Origin of the sequence: Pseudoxanthomonas composti, assembly GCF_004122095.1 — a bacterium.
GTDB lineage: Bacteria > Pseudomonadota > Gammaproteobacteria > Xanthomonadales > Xanthomonadaceae > Pseudoxanthomonas_A > Pseudoxanthomonas_A composti.
The window spans coordinates 497372-514057 of sequence record NZ_SAWZ01000001.1 but is presented as its reverse complement, the minus strand read 5'-3'; the positions used below and the strand labels follow the sequence as shown (position 1 = coordinate 514057).

General features: G+C 68.2%; 11 protein-coding genes and 1 pseudogene. 7 read left to right on the top strand and 5 right to left on the bottom strand.

The window, feature by feature from the left end:
- The first annotated feature begins 59 nt into the window (after nt 1–59).
- Together ruvX and EPA99_RS02165 are read left to right on the top strand one after the other, a co-directional pair.
- A complete protein-coding gene (gene ruvX, locus EPA99_RS02170) occupies nt 60–509 on the top strand; it encodes a Holliday junction resolvase RuvX (protein ID WP_129469538.1) in 450 nt (149 codons plus the stop codon).
- Nucleotides 510–531: 22 nt separating this feature from the next.
- The gene (locus EPA99_RS02165) at nt 532–1476 is read left to right on the top strand and encodes an aspartate carbamoyltransferase catalytic subunit (protein ID WP_129469537.1); all 945 of its coding nucleotides are present in this window, start codon (nt 532–534) and stop codon (nt 1474–1476) included.
- A 277-nt stretch (nt 1477–1753) separates the two neighbouring features.
- Here EPA99_RS02165 and EPA99_RS02160 read toward each other — a convergent pair whose 3' ends face one another.
- Together EPA99_RS02160 and EPA99_RS02155 are read right to left on the bottom strand one after the other, a co-directional pair.
- Nucleotides 1754–2191, bottom strand: a complete 438-nt coding sequence (locus EPA99_RS02160; RefSeq protein WP_206733663.1) for a GNAT family N-acetyltransferase — start codon at nt 2189–2191, stop codon at nt 1754–1756.
- 75 nt (nt 2192–2266) lie between these two features.
- Nucleotides 2267–2569 carry a type II toxin-antitoxin system TacA family antitoxin gene (locus tag EPA99_RS02155; RefSeq protein WP_129469535.1) on the bottom strand — a complete coding sequence of 101 codons (303 nt, stop codon included), beginning with the start codon at nt 2567–2569 and terminating at the stop codon, nt 2267–2269.
- Nucleotides 2570–2857: 288 nt separating this feature from the next.
- Between EPA99_RS02155 and EPA99_RS02150 the strand changes: the two are divergent.
- Both EPA99_RS02150 and EPA99_RS02145 read left to right on the top strand, forming a co-directional pair.
- Nucleotides 2858–4889: pseudogene (locus tag EPA99_RS02150) on the top strand (M1 family metallopeptidase).
- Between the two features lie 649 nt (nt 4890–5538).
- Complete coding sequence (locus EPA99_RS02145) at nt 5539–7290, top strand: GGDEF domain-containing protein (protein ID WP_129469534.1); 1752 nt, start codon at nt 5539–5541, stop codon at nt 7288–7290.
- A gap of 28 nt (nt 7291–7318) precedes the next feature.
- Here the strand turns inward: EPA99_RS02145 and EPA99_RS02140 are convergent, their stop codons facing one another.
- Nucleotides 7319–7981: a hypothetical protein gene (locus EPA99_RS02140; protein WP_129469533.1), complete on the bottom strand. Its 663-nt coding sequence runs from the start codon at nt 7979–7981 to the stop codon at nt 7319–7321.
- Nucleotides 7982–8743: 762 nt separating this feature from the next.
- On the opposite strand from EPA99_RS02140, the gene EPA99_RS02135 reads away from it, so the two are divergent.
- Nucleotides 8744–9652, top strand: a complete 909-nt coding sequence (locus EPA99_RS02135; protein WP_206733662.1) for a retropepsin-like aspartic protease — start codon at nt 8744–8746, stop codon at nt 9650–9652.
- Between the two features lie 43 nt (nt 9653–9695).
- On the opposite strand, the gene EPA99_RS02130 is transcribed toward EPA99_RS02135, so the two are convergent.
- Together EPA99_RS02130 and EPA99_RS02125 are read right to left on the bottom strand one after the other, a co-directional pair.
- Nucleotides 9696–10310 (bottom strand): hypothetical protein, encoded by a 615-nt coding sequence (locus EPA99_RS02130; RefSeq protein WP_129469532.1) that lies wholly within the window; start codon nt 10308–10310, stop codon nt 9696–9698.
- 72 nt (nt 10311–10382) lie between these two features.
- Nucleotides 10383–12524, bottom strand: coding sequence for an alpha/beta hydrolase domain-containing protein (locus tag EPA99_RS02125; RefSeq protein ID WP_206733661.1), 2142 nt, complete (start codon nt 12522–12524; stop codon nt 10383–10385).
- A gap of 265 nt (nt 12525–12789) precedes the next feature.
- Between EPA99_RS02125 and EPA99_RS02120 the strand changes: the two genes are divergently transcribed.
- On the top strand, nt 12790–13041 hold the full coding sequence (locus tag EPA99_RS02120; RefSeq protein WP_129469531.1) for a hypothetical protein: 252 nt from the start codon (nt 12790–12792) through the stop codon (nt 13039–13041).
- Between the two features lie 311 nt (nt 13042–13352).
- On the top strand, nt 13353–16652 hold the full coding sequence (locus EPA99_RS02115) for a sensor domain-containing protein (protein WP_129469530.1): 3300 nt from the start codon (nt 13353–13355) through the stop codon (nt 16650–16652).
- Nucleotides 16653–16686: the final 34 nt, after the last annotated feature.

Sequence of the window (16686 nt, the reverse complement as noted above, 5' to 3'; positions counted from 1 at the left end):
CGCGGCGGCGCTGGCGGGGGCCTGGCGCGGACCTGTCGGTGCTGGCGTGGGGTAAAGCCATGAAGGTGGACGGCACCGTGCTGGGGTTCGATGTGGGCAACAAGCGCATCGGCGTGGCCGTGGCCAGCGCCTACGGCGTGGGCGCACGCGCGCTGGCCGTGGTCGATGTGCATGCCAATGGCCCGGACTGGAGCGCGCTGGACAAGCTGCGCGAGGAATGGCGCCCGGACGGACTGGTGGTGGGCGACCCCATGACCCTGGACGGCGGCGACCAGCCCAACCGCAAGCGCGCCCACGCCTTCGCCCGCCAATTGCAGCAGCGCTACAAGCTGCCGGTGGTGTTGATCGACGAGCGCGCCAGCTCCATCGAGGCGGCCGAGCGTTTCGCCGTGGACCGGGCCGCCGGGCGCAAGCGTCGCCGCGATGCGGCCGCGCTGGATGCGGTGGCCGCCGCGGTGATCGTGGAGCGCTGGCTGGCCGCGCCCGACGACGCCACTCCCCTGACCTGACTCCCTGCAGACCTTTCGCACCATGACCGAACAGCTCGATTCCGACGGACGCCTGCGCCACCTGCTGACCCTGGACGGGTTGCCGAAAGAGATCCTCTGCCGCCTGATGGATCGTGCCGGGCAGATCCGCGACACCGCGATGGGGCGCACGCAGCGCCGTTCCGACCTCAACGGCGGCACGGTGTGCACGCTGTTCTTCGAGCCCTCCACGCGCACCCGCAGCTCCTTCCACATCGCCGCCCAACGCCTGGGCGCGGACGTGCTGAATTTCGATGCCTCCACTTCCTCCACCCGCAAGGGCGAGACCGCGCGCGACACGCTGCGCAACCTGGAGGCCATGGGCGTGCGCGGCTTCATCGTGCGCCACGCCGAGGATGGTGCGGTCGCGCAGCTGGCTGGCGAGGCGGGCGAGGGCACCTCGGTGATCAACGCCGGCGATGGCCGCAGCGGGCACCCCACCCAGGGCTTGCTGGACGTGCTGACCATCCGCCAGGCCAAGGGGCCGGATTTTTCCAAGCTCAAGATCCTGATCACCGGCGATGTGAAGCACTCGCGGGTGGCGCGCTCGGACCTGCACGCGCTGCGCACCATGGGCGCGGGCGACATCCGTGTCTGCGGCCCGGCCTCGCTGCTGCCCGAGGACGACACCCTGGCCGGCTGCCAGGTGGGCGAGGACTTCGACGCCATGCTCGAGGGCGCCGACGTGGTGATGATGCTGCGCCTGCAGCGCGAGCGCATGGAGGAGGGCCTGGTCAGCTCGCTGGAGGATTACCACCGCCACTACGGCCTGACCGCCGCGCGCCTGCGACGTGCCGCCGCCGATGCGGTGGTGATGCATCCCGGCCCGATCAACCGTGGCGTGGAAATCACCGACGAGGTCGCCGACGGCCCGCAGTCGCTGGTGCTGCGCCAGGTCAGCAATGGCGTGGCCATCCGGATGGCGGTGCTGGAGATGCTGCTGGGCTGAGTGGGGCGAGGAACGAGGAACGAGGAACGAGCGGAGAGGAACGAGTGGGAGCGGCGTGGTCGCTTTTCACGCGTTCCTTGTTGGCCGGGACCGCTGCCCGCTCTGACGTGCTCGACTGCCTGAGGCCGCCATCTCCAATGAGAACCCAGCGGGAGAAGTGAAAACGAGGAACGAGTGCCAGCCAGTGGGTTGCTCTCACTCGTTCCTCGTTCCTCTCCACTCGTTCCTCAACCGCCTCACTGTCATCGCAGGGCAAGCGTCGGCCGCTGCGCTGGCTTCACCGTCGGGCCTGATCGAGCGAGGCTGCGATGTCGGCGAGCGAGCGGAACAGGACCCACGGGTCGTCCTTGGTCGCGATGAAACCGCGGCGGCTCCAGAAAGCCGCCGCTTCCGCGTCGACCGCGTTGACCACCAGCGCCCTGCCGCCGACCAGCGAGGCCGCCACCACGCAGCGCTGCAATGCGTGCTTGAGCAGCCCAGTGCCGATCCCTCGTGCCTTCCAGCGTTCATCGGTCGCAAGCTGTCCCAGCAGCAGGCAGGGCACGGGATCGGGCGGCTGCCCTGTCCGGATCGAGCGCGGCAGCTGCCCGGGCACGATGGCGGTAGGCGCAAGACCGTAGTAGCCGACCACCCGGTTGTCCTCGCGGACTACCATCACCGCCGTGAAGCCCTCGTTCTGGTTGGAGAGCGCGCGAGCCCTCAGCCAGCGGTCCAACCCCGGCTTGCCGCACGAGAACCCCGCCAGGTCGTGGGAGGCGGTGAGGGGCTCAGGCCCGGAAAGCCTCACCTCTCAGTTTCCGACGTCGCCGCCACCCTGCTCCCAGGGCGCAGGGCGCCGCAGTACCTCGACCATCGCGGGCACCGCAGTTGCCGGGCCGGACAGGGCCTGGATGAATGCGTCGAACCCTTCCTGACTCATCCGGACAGGCAGCGTTTCCATCATGACCTCCTCGGCGGCGCGCACGGCAGCCTCCCGCACGAAATCGGTCCGCGAGCGTCCACGCAGGGCCGCGGCGCGATCAATGATGGCGATGTCGGCCTCAGGCAGCCGCATCGAAAGCGGATGGTCCTTGCGTTCGGCAGTGCGGGGCATGGGGGTAGCTCCTGATGGAAAGTGTGCCCGTAGTGCAAAATACAATACGCCCTCCTGGAATCAGCGGCAATCGACCCCGTCACGGACCGCATCTTGCATGGGGAACGGCAGATCGCGGTGGGGGATTGCCTTGGCCAGGGGATGCGATGCCTGCGGCAGTGATACGTCAGCGGAAGCGGCTCCATGCCAAGCCCTACTGCGCAGTCCGGTGGTGGAACGGCTTTCCAGCGCACCGTCCAGGCCCCCGAGCCGGGCGTGACCTCTGGCCCTCCTTTCAGAATTGTCAGGATGCTAAACCGGTGGCCCCCCCCCACCGTTGGAGCCGCGCCGTGTCCGCACGCGTCCCTCGCCTGTTTCTTGCCCCGCTGTGGCTGGCCGCCACCGCCTGCCTGCCTGCTGCCCAGGCCGCCTCGCCGCCGGCGTCGTCTGTCGGTTTCGACCCGTTGGAGGCCTTCGCCCCGCTGCAGTTGCCGACCCCGGCCACGGCCGTGCGCGGTGGCGCCGGCAAGCCCGGCCCGCTGTTCTGGCAGAACCGGGCCGACTACGACCTGCAGGCCACGATCGACCCGGCCACGCACACGCTGCACGGGCAGGAGGTCATCACCTACACCAACAACAGTCCTGATGCGCTGGACGTGCTGTGGCTGCAGATGGACCAGAACCTCTACCGCGCCGACTCGCGCGCCGGTGCGGCGATGCCCTGGCGGCGCAAGAACACCACCGAGGGTTACCAGATCGCGCGCGTTTCGGTCTCGCAAGGCGGCGGCAAGCCGCAGCAAGTGAATTACCTGATCGATGACACGCGCATGCGCGTGGACCTGCCGCGGGCGCTGGCAGGCAAGGGCCAGCAGCCGAGCTGCACGTCGACTACCGCTACACCGTGCCCGGCACCTGGGGCGGGCGCACCGCGGTGACGCCGACCAAGCACGGCGACATCTACGAGATCGCGCAGTGGTACCCGCGCATGGCGGTCTATGACGACCTGCGCGGCTGGGATACCCAGCCCTACCTGGGCGCGGAGTTCTACCTGGAGTACGGCAGCTTCGATTACGCGGTGACCGTGCCGTGGGACTATCTGGTGGCCGGTTCGGGCGAGTTGGTCAACGGCGCGCAGGTGCTGACCGCCACCCAGCAGCAGCGGCTGAAGCAGGCCGCCGGCAGCGACCGCACCGTGCTCATCCGCACGCCGGCCGAAGTCACCGACCCGGCCAGCCGGCCCACGCGCAGCGGCACCCAGACCTGGCGCTTCCACATGGAGCACACCCGCGATGTCGCCTTTGCCGCATCGCCGGCCTTCGTCTGGGACGCCGCGCGCATCAACCTGCCCGATGGCAAGACCTCGCTGGCCATGTCGGTGTATCCGGTCGAAGGTGTGGGCGCGGACAAGTGGAACCGCTCGACCGAGTACGTGAAGGGCGCCATCGAACACTTCTCGCAGTGGTATCCCTATCCCTGGCCGGCGGCGGTGAACCTGGGCGGGCATGGTGCCGGCATGGAATACCCGGGCATCGTGTTCGACGGCTACGAGGACGACAAGGACGTGCTGTTCTGGATCACCGCGCACGAGATCGGCCACACCTGGTTTCCGATGATCGTGGGCAACAACGAGCGCCGGCACGCGTTCATGGACGAGGGCTTCAACACCTTCATCGATGTCTACGCGTCCGACGCGTTCAACCACGGCGAGTACGCGCCAAAGCGCGACAGCGAGTACGCCCCCAAGGGTGGGAACCCGGTCGAGGAGATCCTGCCCACCCTGGCCGATGCCAGCGCGCCGACGCTGATGGACATCGCCGATGCCACGGCCGAGAAGTACCGCCACCCGGTGACCTACTTCAAGGGCGCCCTGGGCCTGGTGCTGCTGCGCGAGCAGATCCTGGGGCCGGAACGCTTCGACCCGGCGTTCCGCAAGTACATCGCCACCTGGGCCTACCGGCACCCGACGCCATCGGACTTCTTCCGTTTCATGGAAAGCGAGGCGGGCGAAGACCTGTCCTGGTGGTGGCGCGGCTGGTACTTCAACAACTGGCAGCTTGATCTGGGCGTGACCTCGGCCCGGTACGTCGAGGGCGACCCGGCCAAGGGCGTGACCGTGGCCTTGGTGGCCAGGCAGAAGCTGGTGATGCCAGCCACCGTGCGCCTGGACTACGCCGATGGCACGCATGAGGACCGCCGCCTGCCGGTGGAAACCTGGATCCAGCGCAGCACCCCGGAGCTGACCTTCCCGACGACCAAGAAACTGCTCAAGGTCAGCATCGATCCAGACCACAAGCTGCCGGACGCGGATCGCAGCAACAACAGCGTCGGCGTCAGCGGCTAGCGTCAAGGCAAAACCGGGGTCAGAGTGCACTTTTTCGCACCAGGAACGCCCGCGTCATGTGCTGCGAGCAGTGAGCCAAGAACTAGACTCTGACCCCGGCTATAGCTAGGGCATCCGCTCAGCTTATTTCTCGGCGCGTGCGGGTCGCGCGGTGTCGAACCGATCACCGAAGCGGGGTCAGAGTGCACTTTCGCTTCCGCAGGGGCTGCGCCGGCCCCTGAGTCGGCTGGGAAACTGCACTCTGACCCCGGTTTTGATACCTCCGTGCGCGCTATCTGTGGGGTCATTCCATCCGGGCTTGAGCCGGGCCTGCGGCCTGGGCGTTGTGTCCAGACTTTTCGCTGGAAGCCGGGCGAGCCGAGCAGGTGGCGCGTGTCGGCGTTGCGTGTCTTTCTGCTGTCATGCGGCAACGCTGTAATCGCGCGGTGCCAGGAGGCGCTGTGGAGGCAGGATGCCACCAAGCCTGTGATTCCTCCCCCGATCAGGTCGTTCACTCGCCCACGCCCGTCCTAGATTCCAGGCGCGTACTTCGTGCGCGTTCGCCCGCACCTGCGGTGGATCGAAGCGGCGCCCACGTTTGATCGGATGCAAGATGCCAAACGCAAGACCCGCCGCTGAGCCGTCGTCGACGCAGGGCCTCCACGTCGCGATGGAGGCATCCGCCCCGGCGATGCCGTCGGGCCCGCCCTGGCAGTTCCAGATGGCTTTCCAGCCCGTTGTGCGGCTGAGCACGCAGCGGGTGGTCGCGCACGAGGCGCTGATGCGCCCGCAAGGTGGGGCGTCGCCGCTACTTGTGCTGGATCAGGCGCGCCGCGATGGGCGCCTGGGCGAAGTGGAGGTGCTGGCCGCGCGTCAGGCAGCGGCCCAGTTCGATTTCTCGACGGGTGGGCGCCTGCTGGTCAATCTGTCGGCGCACGCCATCCTGCAGAGCACCCTGCGCCCGCAGCAGGTGCTGGAGACGCTGCAGCGCTCGGGTCATGACCTGGGGCGCTTCGTCATCGAGATCACCGAGCGCGACATCGTCGAGAACGCCGGCGAGCTGGCCCACGCGCTGGGCTTCCTGCGCGCGGCCGGTGTGCGCATCGCGCTGGACGATTTCGGCAATGGCCATTCCAACTTCGAGCTCTGGCACGAGCTGGCGCCGGAGTTCGTCAAGCTGGACAAGTACCTGATCCACCACATCGCCGACAGCCAGGGGCGCTTGAGCATCGTCAAGGCGCTGGTGTCGGTGGCCGAGAGCCTGGGGACCGAGCTGATTGCCGAAGGCGTGGAGCGCCCTGAGGACCTGCGCATCGTCCAAGACTTGGGCATCGCCTTCGCGCAGGGCTACCTGCTGGGACGGCCCAGCTTCACCGTCGCGCAGGAGGTACCCGAGGGCGTGTTCCAGTCCAGTCGCGCGCGCCTGCCGGTGCCCCCGCGGGAGACGCGTCCGTCGGGCTTTCGCCGCATCAATGCGGCGCATCTTTTGATCGAGGCGCCCTCCATCTCCAGCCTGGCCACCAACCTGGACGCCGAGCAGATCTTCCGCGCCAACCCGCAGTTGCCGGCGCTGCCGGTGGTCGATGCGCAGGGCAAGCCGCTGGGTTTGCTCAACCGGCGTGTGTTCAACGAGCGCATGGCCGCGCCGTTCGCCCGCGAGCTGACCGGCAAGAAGCCCTGCGTGCTGCACATGCATGCCTCACCGGTGGTGTGCGACGTGGGACAGAGCATCGATGAGATGTCGCAGATCCTGCTGGGCGAGGACCAGCGCTACCTGTCCGATGGCTTCATCATCACCGAGCAGGGGCGGTACCGCGGCGTAGGCGCGTCCGAGGCGCTGGTGCGGCGGGTCACCGAACTGCGCATCGAGGCGGCCCGTTACGCCAATCCACTGACGCTGCTGCCCGGCAACATCCCCATCACCGAGCACATCACCCGGCTGCTGGAGGGCCGGCAGCGCTTTGCCGCGGCCTACTGCGACCTCAACAGCTTCAAGCCCTACAACGACCAGTACGGGTATTTTCGCGGCGACCGCATGATCCAGCTGGTGGCCTCCACGCTGCTGCGCCATGCCGATCCGCAGTGGGATTTCGTCGGCCATGTCGGCGGGGACGATTTCGTGGTGCTGCTGCAGAGCGAGGACTGGGAGGCGCGCTGCCAGCGCATCGTCGCCGAATTCAATGCCTCGGCCCAGGCGCTGTTCGAGCCGCAGGACCTGGCGCGCGGGGCGTTCGAAGGCGAGGACCGCGCCGGCCGTTTCACCACCTTCGCGTTGACCACCCTGGCCATCGGGGTCGTGTGCGCTGGCGTGGGCCGATTCACCGGCGCCGAGCAGATCGCCTCGCTGGCGGCCAGCGCCAAGCGCCACGCCAAGCGTCACCAGCAGGGCCTGTACGTGATGCCGCAGGACACCACGGCATAAGCGGCGCGCCGGCGGCGGCGCGCGAGCCTCAGGCGTGGACGCGCTCGGCGAACACGCCGCTGGCGAAGTAGGCCAGCATCTCCGCATCCTGACTGCCGGCCACCGCCTGGGCCAGTTGCGCCTGCGCGGCTTGAGCCAGCAGCGCGGCATCGGCGGGGGTGATCTTCTCCATCGCGTCCCAGAGCGCGGCCTGCTGTTCCTCCAGCAGCGTCGTCAGGCCCCAGGCCGCCGCATGCTGCTGGCTGGAGAACCCGGGCAGCGCGGCACCCGCGCTGATGTCAGGCAGCGTCTCGGTCATCTGCAGCACGTAGCGCAGGCTGCGCAGGGCGATTGCGGCCAGGGTGCTGTCCTGCCAGGGCGGTGCGTCGCCCTCGCCTGCAGGCATGAGCGAGAGCGCAGCGCCGGACAGCAGGCACTCGCCGACCCGATCGGCCGCCGCGCTGCCGGCCAGGGTCGGGCGCCAGGCCTGGCGGATCGCCTGCCGCAGCAGTCCGCGCTGCAGCTCGGGCAGGGCCGCGATGGCGCAGTCCAGGCTCGCCAGATGCAGGTCCGCATCGGCCGCGCAGCGTTGGAACCGGATCAGCTGCGGTGCGGCTTCGAGGTTGGTCGCCACACGCACTGGGGCCAACAGCGGCTGCACTTCGCAGAGGCAACGCGCATAGAGCACCACACACTGGGCAAGCAACTTCATCGGGGAATTCGGAACTGGCGGCCGGCCTGTCGCGGTGACATGCCGGCCATGGAATGGGGCGCGGATTGTAGACCCACAGCGTTCGTCCCGGATGAGCGCCGCATGTCCGCAGAGATGTTGCCTGCGGTGCGCGTAGGTCGGGGTGGTGCGGTGTCCGCGGCGCGCTGTGCTTTGGAATGACGCGGGGATAGGCATCGAAACTTGAGGTTTCCGACTACGCGGTTGCGCGGGTGGCGCACTCGAAGATGCTGCCCTCACACCGACCAGGACGATCGCAACGCCGGCTCAGGGCAAAGGGAACTTCGACTCATCTTCTTTGTACACAATCGAGCCATTCGCATTGCGCCGTGGGAGCGGTTCTAACTGGCCTCAGGTCATCAGCCGCGAAGGGGCTTTATCGGGAAGGCCCTTTCGCGGCTGATGGCCCGGGGCCACGCAGAGCCGCTCCCACAGGATGCTTTCGAAGCTGTTCGAGATTTCTATCGGCGCCACTGGGTGAGAGGCAACGGCGCCGACAGGGGTCTCCCGCCATGTTCTTTGGCTGGTATCGGGAGCCCGCACAAACGCCGGGAAAGTGCGGGCGCCTGGGCCGTCACCCCGACTCGCCTCGCATTCCAGCGGTTCCGTCGCCCCAAGCGCGCTTCGGTCGGACCGAGCCCCGCTGCCGATGCCCGCGCCCGTAGATTGGCGTGCCGCGCGGTGCGGCTTGGTTATCATCAAAGGGAGCGTTCGATGGTCTGGAAAAGCACACTGTCACCTTGGGTGGGCACGCGGCGCAGTCGCGACCGCCGATGGGCGCAAGCCGCTGCGGGCCTTGGGCTCCTGTTCCTGGCCACCGTGGCAAGCGGCGCCAACGCGCGGGCACCGTCGCCCGCCTGTGCGCTCGTCAAGGACCTGCAAGACCCGCTGGTGCACGTTTCGTTCGACACCGTAGACGGTCGGATCTACGTGCCCGTGCGCGTCAACGGGCAGGGCCCGTTTCGGTTCGCGGTGGATACCGGTGCCAGCGGGATGGGACGCGCCGACAGCAGCCTGGTCCAGGCGCTGGCTTTGCCGGTGCTGGGGAAGGCAGACAATTCCGATGGCGTCAGCACCGCCACCGCCACGACGGTGCAGCTGGCCTCGATCCAGTTGGGCGGGCTGGTGCGTACCGACATGGAGGTCATCACCCGCGACTACGCCAGCCGCAGCGCGGCGCATGCGAAGTTTTCCGGCATCCTCGGCCGCGAGTTCTTCGCCGACGGGCTGCTGGTCATCGATTTCCCAAGGAAACGGCTGTCCTTCAGCCGCGCCAGCATGCTGTCCAGCGATGCGTCCGGCGCCTTGCCTTACCAACGCGCCTTCCGCGTGCCGGTGTCCATCGGTGCGGTGCAGGCTGTGGGCAACCTGGATACAGGCGCCAATGTGAGCTTCGTGCTGCCGCGCGCGCTGTACGACCGCGTGGCGGACCGGCCGTTAGAGGCGGCGGGGCAGGGCGGGCTGTCCAACGGCACGCTCGATCTGCAGCGTGCCCCTGTAGCAGGGCCATTCAAGGTTGGTGACCTGCGTCTGTCCGATGTGGAGGTACGGGTCTCGGACAAGTATCCGGAGCTACTGGTCGGCGCCCATGCGCTGCAACAGGCCGTCGTGCTGGTCGATCAGCGCGCCCAGGCGGTCGCGCTCTGTCCCTGATCCAAAGCGCGGTGCCGGCCCGTCGCGGCCGGCACCGTCGTCTTCAGCTGCAGCCTTCGACATATCCCAGCGCGGGCATGGTGCCAACATGCATGGCGCTGACCTTGCCGTCCTGCCCGATCTCGAAACGCAGCGCGGGACCGCCCGAATCGGCATTGGGTGCGGTGAGGTACTTCGCCGGTGCTGCCTCGTAGGCATGCGGTGTTTCGCGGAAGCCGGCGAACCATTTGCCCACGTCGGCCTCGCTTGCGCCCACGCCGATGCCCTCGATGAGCTTGACCTGCGAGCGCTGGCCGACCGTGATGCGCTGAACCTTGCCGTCCAGCACCATCGCGTAGACCCCGGGATGCTGCTCAGAGGACAGCGTGCTGCACGCCGGGCTCTCCTGCGCACCGCGCGCGGCCCAGCCGGCCGGCGGCGCCTGACCGATGCGCAGGTCGCCCAGTCCTTCCAGTTCCAGGGGCGTGGCGGCACCGGCTTGCGTGGGAGGAGGCGTCGCCGCCGGGTCGCTGTCCTGGACCGCGGGTGCCGCTTCGGCGGCCGCGCCCGGCGGCGGCGCGGCAGCGTCCGCCGGCGCTGGCGATTCCTGCCGGGCGCAGGCGGCAAGCGCCAGGGCGAGAGCCGAGGTGAGAACTAAACGTCGGGTCGTCGAAGTCATGCGGGCCTCCACTGAACGAAGGCCCGACCTTGCCGCCGCGGCGCTGAATCCCGCATTCACGCCTGCGCGGGGTCAGTGCGAGTCGGACGACTGCTGCGCTGAAAAGATCCTCCGCGCCTGTGCCTGCTCGATCAGCCGCTGCGCATCGCGTGGCAACAGGAAGCGCTCGGCGACCAGGTCGTTGGCTGCCTTGCGTACCGCGTCGACGTAGCCCTGTTGGTTGCCGTACAGCGATTCCAGCGAGGGCCGCGTGTCGCCGGCGGCCTTGCGCGCGGCCTCGGTGGCGTGGAAAGGAATGAAGCTGCCGCGCAGGTTGGACAGGTCGACGATGCCCGGCCGCGCGACGTAGTTGAACTCGATGCTGGTGCCCAGCGGCACGCGCCGCTCCACGCTGTGCACGCCCGCCAGCGTCAGGCCGGTCCGGGCATCCACCTGCGGCACGCGCATGGCAAAGCCGCGGCCGGTGTCGCGGGGCGGCAGCAGGTCGGCGATGCCCGATTCGTCCTGGGGCTGGAAACGCGCGCCGAAGTCCAGCACCGACATGCGGTTGATCCAGCCGCGGTTTTCGAAGGCGGGGATCGGCGTGGCCACGCCCTGCACCGGCCACTGCAGCCCGCGCATGACCGGCCAGGTCATCTGCTCGGGCGCGACCAGGGTGCCATTGGCAATGCGCGGGATGCGGCTGTCCGGCGGGGCGCGGTCGTGGACCACCCAGTCTTCCAGTGCGATGAACAAGGCGCGGAAGCTGTCGTTGAACTGCACCACCGTGCCGCCCGGGTACACATCCTGCTGCGGTTGATAGCCCACGTGTTCGGTGCCACCGGGACCGCCGTGTTGGGTGCTGCTGTAGTAGTAGATGCGCAGCGCATCGGGCTGGGGCAGGTCCTGCGTGCCATCGCTGTTGCTCAGGACGGGTCCCCCCTGCAGCTGCCAGAACTCGGTGCCCGACAGGCCCAGGAAGAACTTGGGACAGGTCCGCGTGGCGGTGCAGCGCGTCATCAACCCGCCCTTGCGCCCGGTCAGGCCATCGACGTAATCCGGCGCGAACGCGCGCGGCGCCATGTGGCCGAAAGCGGTGTGATCCGTGCGCAGGCCGCCGCCGCTGCCGACCACGGCAAAGCGCGTGTTGATCCCGGTCAGGCGCGCGGCCACCTGCGCGTACATGCCATCGAACACGCGACCACCGCGCAGGGACTGGTTGAACCCCAGGTGCATGAAGGTCTTGAGGAAGTTGCCGGACTGCGAAGTGCCTTCGCCCAGCACGTGCCGCATGCGCCCGGCCAGCGGGTTGGCCGCACCGCGGCTGTCGCGCTCGGCATGATGAAAGAAATCCACCACGTCGCGGAAGGCGGCCAGCCCAACGCCCATCACCTTCGGATCCTTGGCCTGGTAGACCACCTCGTACAGATAGGCCGGGTCGAAACCGCCGCGCAGGCAGAGGCTGGCCGGATCCGGCGTGCCGGGAAAGGGCTGGCGCTCGGAGCACTGCGCGAAGGCCCAATCGCCTGCCGGGATCGGCTCGCGCGCGTCAGCCTCATTGCGTCGCCGGGTCAGGGTGTTGCCCGGCTGACGGGTGTCCAGGCTCACCGGCGCATACGGCAGCATGCCGTTGTTGAAGGTGCCCCCGGGCAGGACCATGGCCGGCGTCGGTCGCTCGGGCACCAGTTCGGCGCGATAGGCGCCGGTGATGCTGCTGCCATCGGCGTTATGTGCCAGCGGCACCTGCAGGGTGAGCCGACGCGGCGAGCTCTTGGGCACGTCGCCCTGCCAGGCCGGGTACAGCATCACCCAGCCGCGTTCCAGGTATTCCGCATCGCCCGGCGCATAGCTGGGGTCGATGGTGGTGAGGATGTTGCCGCGATTGGGCGCGTCCACGCGCAGCGTGCCGCTGGCCCTGGACATGTCCTTGGGCTTGAGCATGGAGAACTCGGAAGCGTAGGCGACCATGCCACGGGCGTTGGTGTCGGCCAGCGCCAGATCCTGGATCAGCGCATTGCGCGGGTCCTTGGGATCCACCTCGCCATGCACCACGCCGCTGATGCGCTCGTACTGGCCTACCTGGCCCCATTGGCCGGGCACATCCTCGCGTGCGGTGATCTCCAGCGTGAGCTGCGGTTGCCGTGGTGTCGGGGAAGCTGCGGGCGTGGCGCAGCCGGCCAGGGTCGAGAGCAGTGCAGCCAATGCGACACCGGGATAGGGGTTCCAAGCCATCATCTGGCGTCTCCTTCGCGTTTACTGACGCCTTGCGCAAGGCGGCCGGGCAGCTTAACCGCCGCGTCCGGACGATGGGACCGGGCTTTGGTCCAAGCCGTACGCAGCCGCGCGATTGTGTGGGCCGGATCGCTGCGACCAGATCGCGATGCGCAACCGAAGCGCGATTTCACGGCGCTGAACCCTCCACGTGCCGATGCCTTGGCTGTCACCTGTCTTGCATCTGCGCTCACTAGTGTGTGCGCCCATTGCAACGGTGGAGCGAGGGATGAATCGCTACGTCTTCAGCTATACCGGCCAGGGACTGCGGCCGACGGTCGCCGAACTGATCGGACGTGTGGCCACCCTGGTCGAGACCCTGGCCGAGCGCGGGGTCGACGTGCAATTGGGTCGGTTGGCGGTGGAAAAACGCGACCCAGCCTTGGTGGTCCTGGCCGACATCCTGGGCCCTGTGGACTGGGTCGAGCGCGCCGAACCCTTGCTTGCCAACCAGCGCATTCACTGCGTTCCATGCCGCTAAGGCCATTGCGGCGGCGCCCAGCGCGTGACCATGGCGGCGAAGTCATGGGCCAGCAATATCGGGCCAAGGCGCGCATCGCATCCACGTGCCGCACAGGCGCGCTTCCCCCGCGGACCGGGCGAATCCAGTGCGCCGCCGCACCGCCGCGCGTGACGGATCGTGAGGTTCGGTAACGTTTGAATGTCATGCCCGGGCTCAAGAACGCCGGGCCGTGGCCGATGAACAGGGGGACGGATCACATGCTGCGGCCAAGGCTTGGCTGACGGGTGAGTCCGTGTCTCACTTTTGTCCGCTGCCGAGTCATCCCCCGCATGAGCTTGCCGCCCCCATCGCTGCACGTTGTCGATCCGCATGGCGAGGGCGATGCCTACATCTCCGATTTGCTGGGAACGACCAGCCAGCCCGAGCCAGTGCCGGAACACCTCGCCCTCAACCGCAGCTTCAACGTCCTGGTGCTGGATCTGCAGGGCCGGGTGATCCGCTGCAATCCCCTGTTCCTGCGCGCGCACGGGGCGAGCCCGGATGAAGTCATCGGCCGGCACCTGCCGGACCTGGGGACGCTGGCCGGCGAAGGCGGCCAACGCCCGTTCCAGACCGTGCTGGAGACCTTGGCCGGCGGTCAGTCCCTCACTGCCGAGCTCCTGCGCGGCAACGCCGCCGGCGAGCGGCGCTGGTACCACGCCGTCTATACGCCGGTGCTCAACAGGCACAACCAGGTGCACCAGGTCGTGGAGATGTCGCTGGACATCACCGACCGCGTGTTGCGATCCAGCGATGCGCACCGTCAGCTGCAGGCCATTGGCAAAGCCAATGTGGTGCTCGAGTTCGCGCTGGATGGCACGTTGCTGCGCGCCAACGCTCGTGCGCAGGACCTGTTCGGCTACACCGCCGAAGAACTGCGGGGGCGCCATCACGATCTGCTGTTGGATGCAGTGGCCAGACAGGCCCCGGAGCAGGACAGCTTCTGGCAACAGCTCGCCAGCGGCCAGTGCCTGGGCGGTGAAGTGCGTCGCGTCGGCAAGCATGGGCGCGAGGTCTGGCTGCGCGCGCTGCATGTGCCGCTGGCTGGCGCGGATGGCAAGGTGCAGCGGGTCGTGGTCTATGCGATGGATGTCACCGCCGAGCGGCTGCAGCAGGCCGAATACCACTGGCATGTCGCGGCCCTGCACCGCTCGCACTGCGTGATGAGCTTCGACCGCCACGGCGTGGTGCTCGATGCCAACCAAGCGATGCTGGACGCGCTGGGGTATACGCGGGAGGAGACGGTGGGCCGCCACCACCGCCTGTTCGTCGAGCCCGCCCATGCGCACAGTGCCGAGTACGCCGCCTTCTGGCGTGCCCTGGAGGCCGGACACGACCAGTCCGGGCAGTACCGCTGCATCGACAAGCAAGGTCGGGAGGTCTGGCTGCAGGCCAGCTACAGCCCCATCTTCGATCTGGCCGGTGGCCTGGCCAAGGTGGTCGAGTACGCCTCTGTGGTCACCGCTGAAAAGCGGCGCCAGGCCGAGCAGCAGGGGCGGTTGGCGGCGATCCATGCCACGCAGTGCGTGATCTCCTTTACGCTGGACGGCACGATCCTCGACGCCAACGACAACTTTCTCGACGCGATGGGCTATCGCCTGCCGGATGTGCGCGGCAAGCACCACAGCATGTTCATCGACCCGCCCACCGCGCTGAGCCCGGAGTACGCCGCGTTCTGGGAAGCCCTGGCGCATTGCGAGCACCAGAGCGGCGAGTACAGGCGCCTGGGCCGCGATGGGCGCGAGGTCTGGCTGCGCGCCACCTACAGCCCGATCCTGGACGCCACGGGCCGAGCGACGGGGGTGGTGAAGCACGCCACCGATGTCACCGAACAGCGGCTGCGACAGGCCGACCTGCAAAGCCAGGTCGAGGCCATCCACAAGTCGCAGTGCGTGGTGACCTTCTCCACCGACGGTCGCATCCTCGATGCCAATACGAACTTTCTCAAGGCAGTGAGCTACACGCAGGAGGAACTGCAGGGGCGGCATCACCGCATGCTGCTGGATGTCAGCGAGAGCGAGTCCGGTACGTACGCCGCATTCTGGGACACCTTGCGTTCCGGGCACTTCCTGGCCGGACGCTACCGCCGGGTCGGCAAGGACGGGCGCGTGGTCTGGCTGCAGGCCTCCTACAACCCGATCTTCGACCTCAAGGGCAAGCTGTGGAAGATCGTCAAGTTCGCCACCGACGTGACCGCCGATGTGGCCATGGCCGAGGCCTTCGAGGATGCCCAGCGCCAGACCCAGCACGATTCGGCCACCTCGCTGCCCAACCGCACCCGCCTGGCCTCGTTCATGACCAGCTCGCTGCAGGGCCCTGGCGCGCGCCTGGCGGTGATGTACCTGGACCTGGACGGCTTCAAGCCGATCAACGACACCTACGGCCATCATGTCGGCGACCGTGTGCTGGGCGAGGTGGCCGACCGCCTGCGCCGCACGCTCAAGGCCGACCAGATGGTCGCGCGCGTGAGTGGCGATGAGTTCGTGATCGCCGCGCCGAACCTGGGAGAGGAAGCGGTCGAAGCGCACTGCATCCAGGTGCTGGAGGCGATGGCCCTGCCCATCCACCACGATGGGGGAGACCTGGTGGTGGGGGTGTCCATCGGCGTGGCGCTGTCCCCGTCCGACGGCACCACACCCGATGACCTGCTGCGTGCCGCGGACAGCGCGCTGTACCAGGTCAAGCGCCATGGCGGCGCCGGCTACCGTTTCTTCGGCGCGGAGATCAACGAGCGCATCCACGCCAACCGCCAGCTGACGCAGGACATGCGTCGCGGCATCGCCGCCGGTGAGTTCTACCTGGAGTTCCAGCCGCGCTTCGACGCCAGTTCGCAGGCCATCCGTTGCGCCGAGGCGCTGGTGCGCTGGCAGCACCCGGAGCTGGGGCGGGTGGGGCCGGACCGCTTCATTCCGCTGGCCGAGCGCAACGGCATGATCGTCGCGCTGGGCGACTGGGTGCTGGAAGAGGCCTGCCGCGCCGCGGCGCGGTGGCCGGACATGGGCGTGTCGGTCAACGTCTCGCCGGTGCAGTTTCGCGACGGCAAGCTGATCGAGCGCATCCGCCAGGTGCTACGGCGCACCGGCGCCTCGCCCGCGCAGCTGGAGGTGGAAATTACCGAAGGCGTGCTGATGGAGGACGCCACGCGCGCGGCCAAGGCGCTGGCCGAACTCAAGGCGCTGGGGATCAAGCTGGCCATCGATGACTTCGGCACCGGCTACTCCTCGCTCAGCTACCTGCGCCAGTTCCCTTTCGATGTGATCAAGATCGATCGCCAGTTCATCAGCGACATCGAACACCGCGAAGGCAGCCGCGACATCGTCAAGGCGATCCTGGCCATGGGCAAGGCGCTGGGCCTGTCGGTGACGGCCGAGGGCGTGGAGACCGCCGGCCAGCTGCGCATCCTGGTGGAAGACGAATGCGCGGAGGTGCAGGGGTTCCTGCTGAGTCGGCCGATCCGCGAGCACCTGCTGGAGGCGATGATCCAGCAGCACGGCCTGGCCACGTCCAAGGGCGCCACGGCGCGCGCACGTGCCACTGCCTCGTCCACCGATCAGACGCCGCGTCGCATCGCGTCGGTCAGGACGCGCTGACGGCACTGATCAAGGCCAAAGGGCCGACAAGGTC

Bases quoted from the DNA above. Each gene is read 5' to 3' on its own strand.
- EPA99_RS02125 (WP_206733661.1), bottom strand. From the start codon at position 12,524: ATGATGGCTTGGAACCCCTATCCCGGTGTCGCATTGGCTGCACTGCTC.
- EPA99_RS02165 (WP_129469537.1), top strand. From the start codon at position 532: ATGACCGAACAGCTCGATTCCGACGGACGCCTGCGCCACCTGCTGACC.
- ruvX (WP_129469538.1), top strand. From the start codon at position 60: ATGAAGGTGGACGGCACCGTGCTGGGGTTCGATGTGGGCAACAAGCGC.
- EPA99_RS02145 (WP_129469534.1), top strand. From the start codon at position 5,539: ATGGAGGCATCCGCCCCGGCGATGCCGTCGGGCCCGCCCTGGCAGTTC.
- EPA99_RS02115 (WP_129469530.1), top strand. From the start codon at position 13,353: ATGAGCTTGCCGCCCCCATCGCTGCACGTTGTCGATCCGCATGGCGAG.
- EPA99_RS02155 (WP_129469535.1), bottom strand. From the start codon at position 2,569: ATGCCCCGCACTGCCGAACGCAAGGACCATCCGCTTTCGATGCGGCTG.
- EPA99_RS02130 (WP_129469532.1), bottom strand. From the start codon at position 10,310: ATGACTTCGACGACCCGACGTTTAGTTCTCACCTCGGCTCTCGCCCTG.
- EPA99_RS02120 (WP_129469531.1), top strand. From the start codon at position 12,790: ATGAATCGCTACGTCTTCAGCTATACCGGCCAGGGACTGCGGCCGACG.
- EPA99_RS02140 (WP_129469533.1), bottom strand. From the start codon at position 7,981: ATGAAGTTGCTTGCCCAGTGTGTGGTGCTCTATGCGCGTTGCCTCTGC.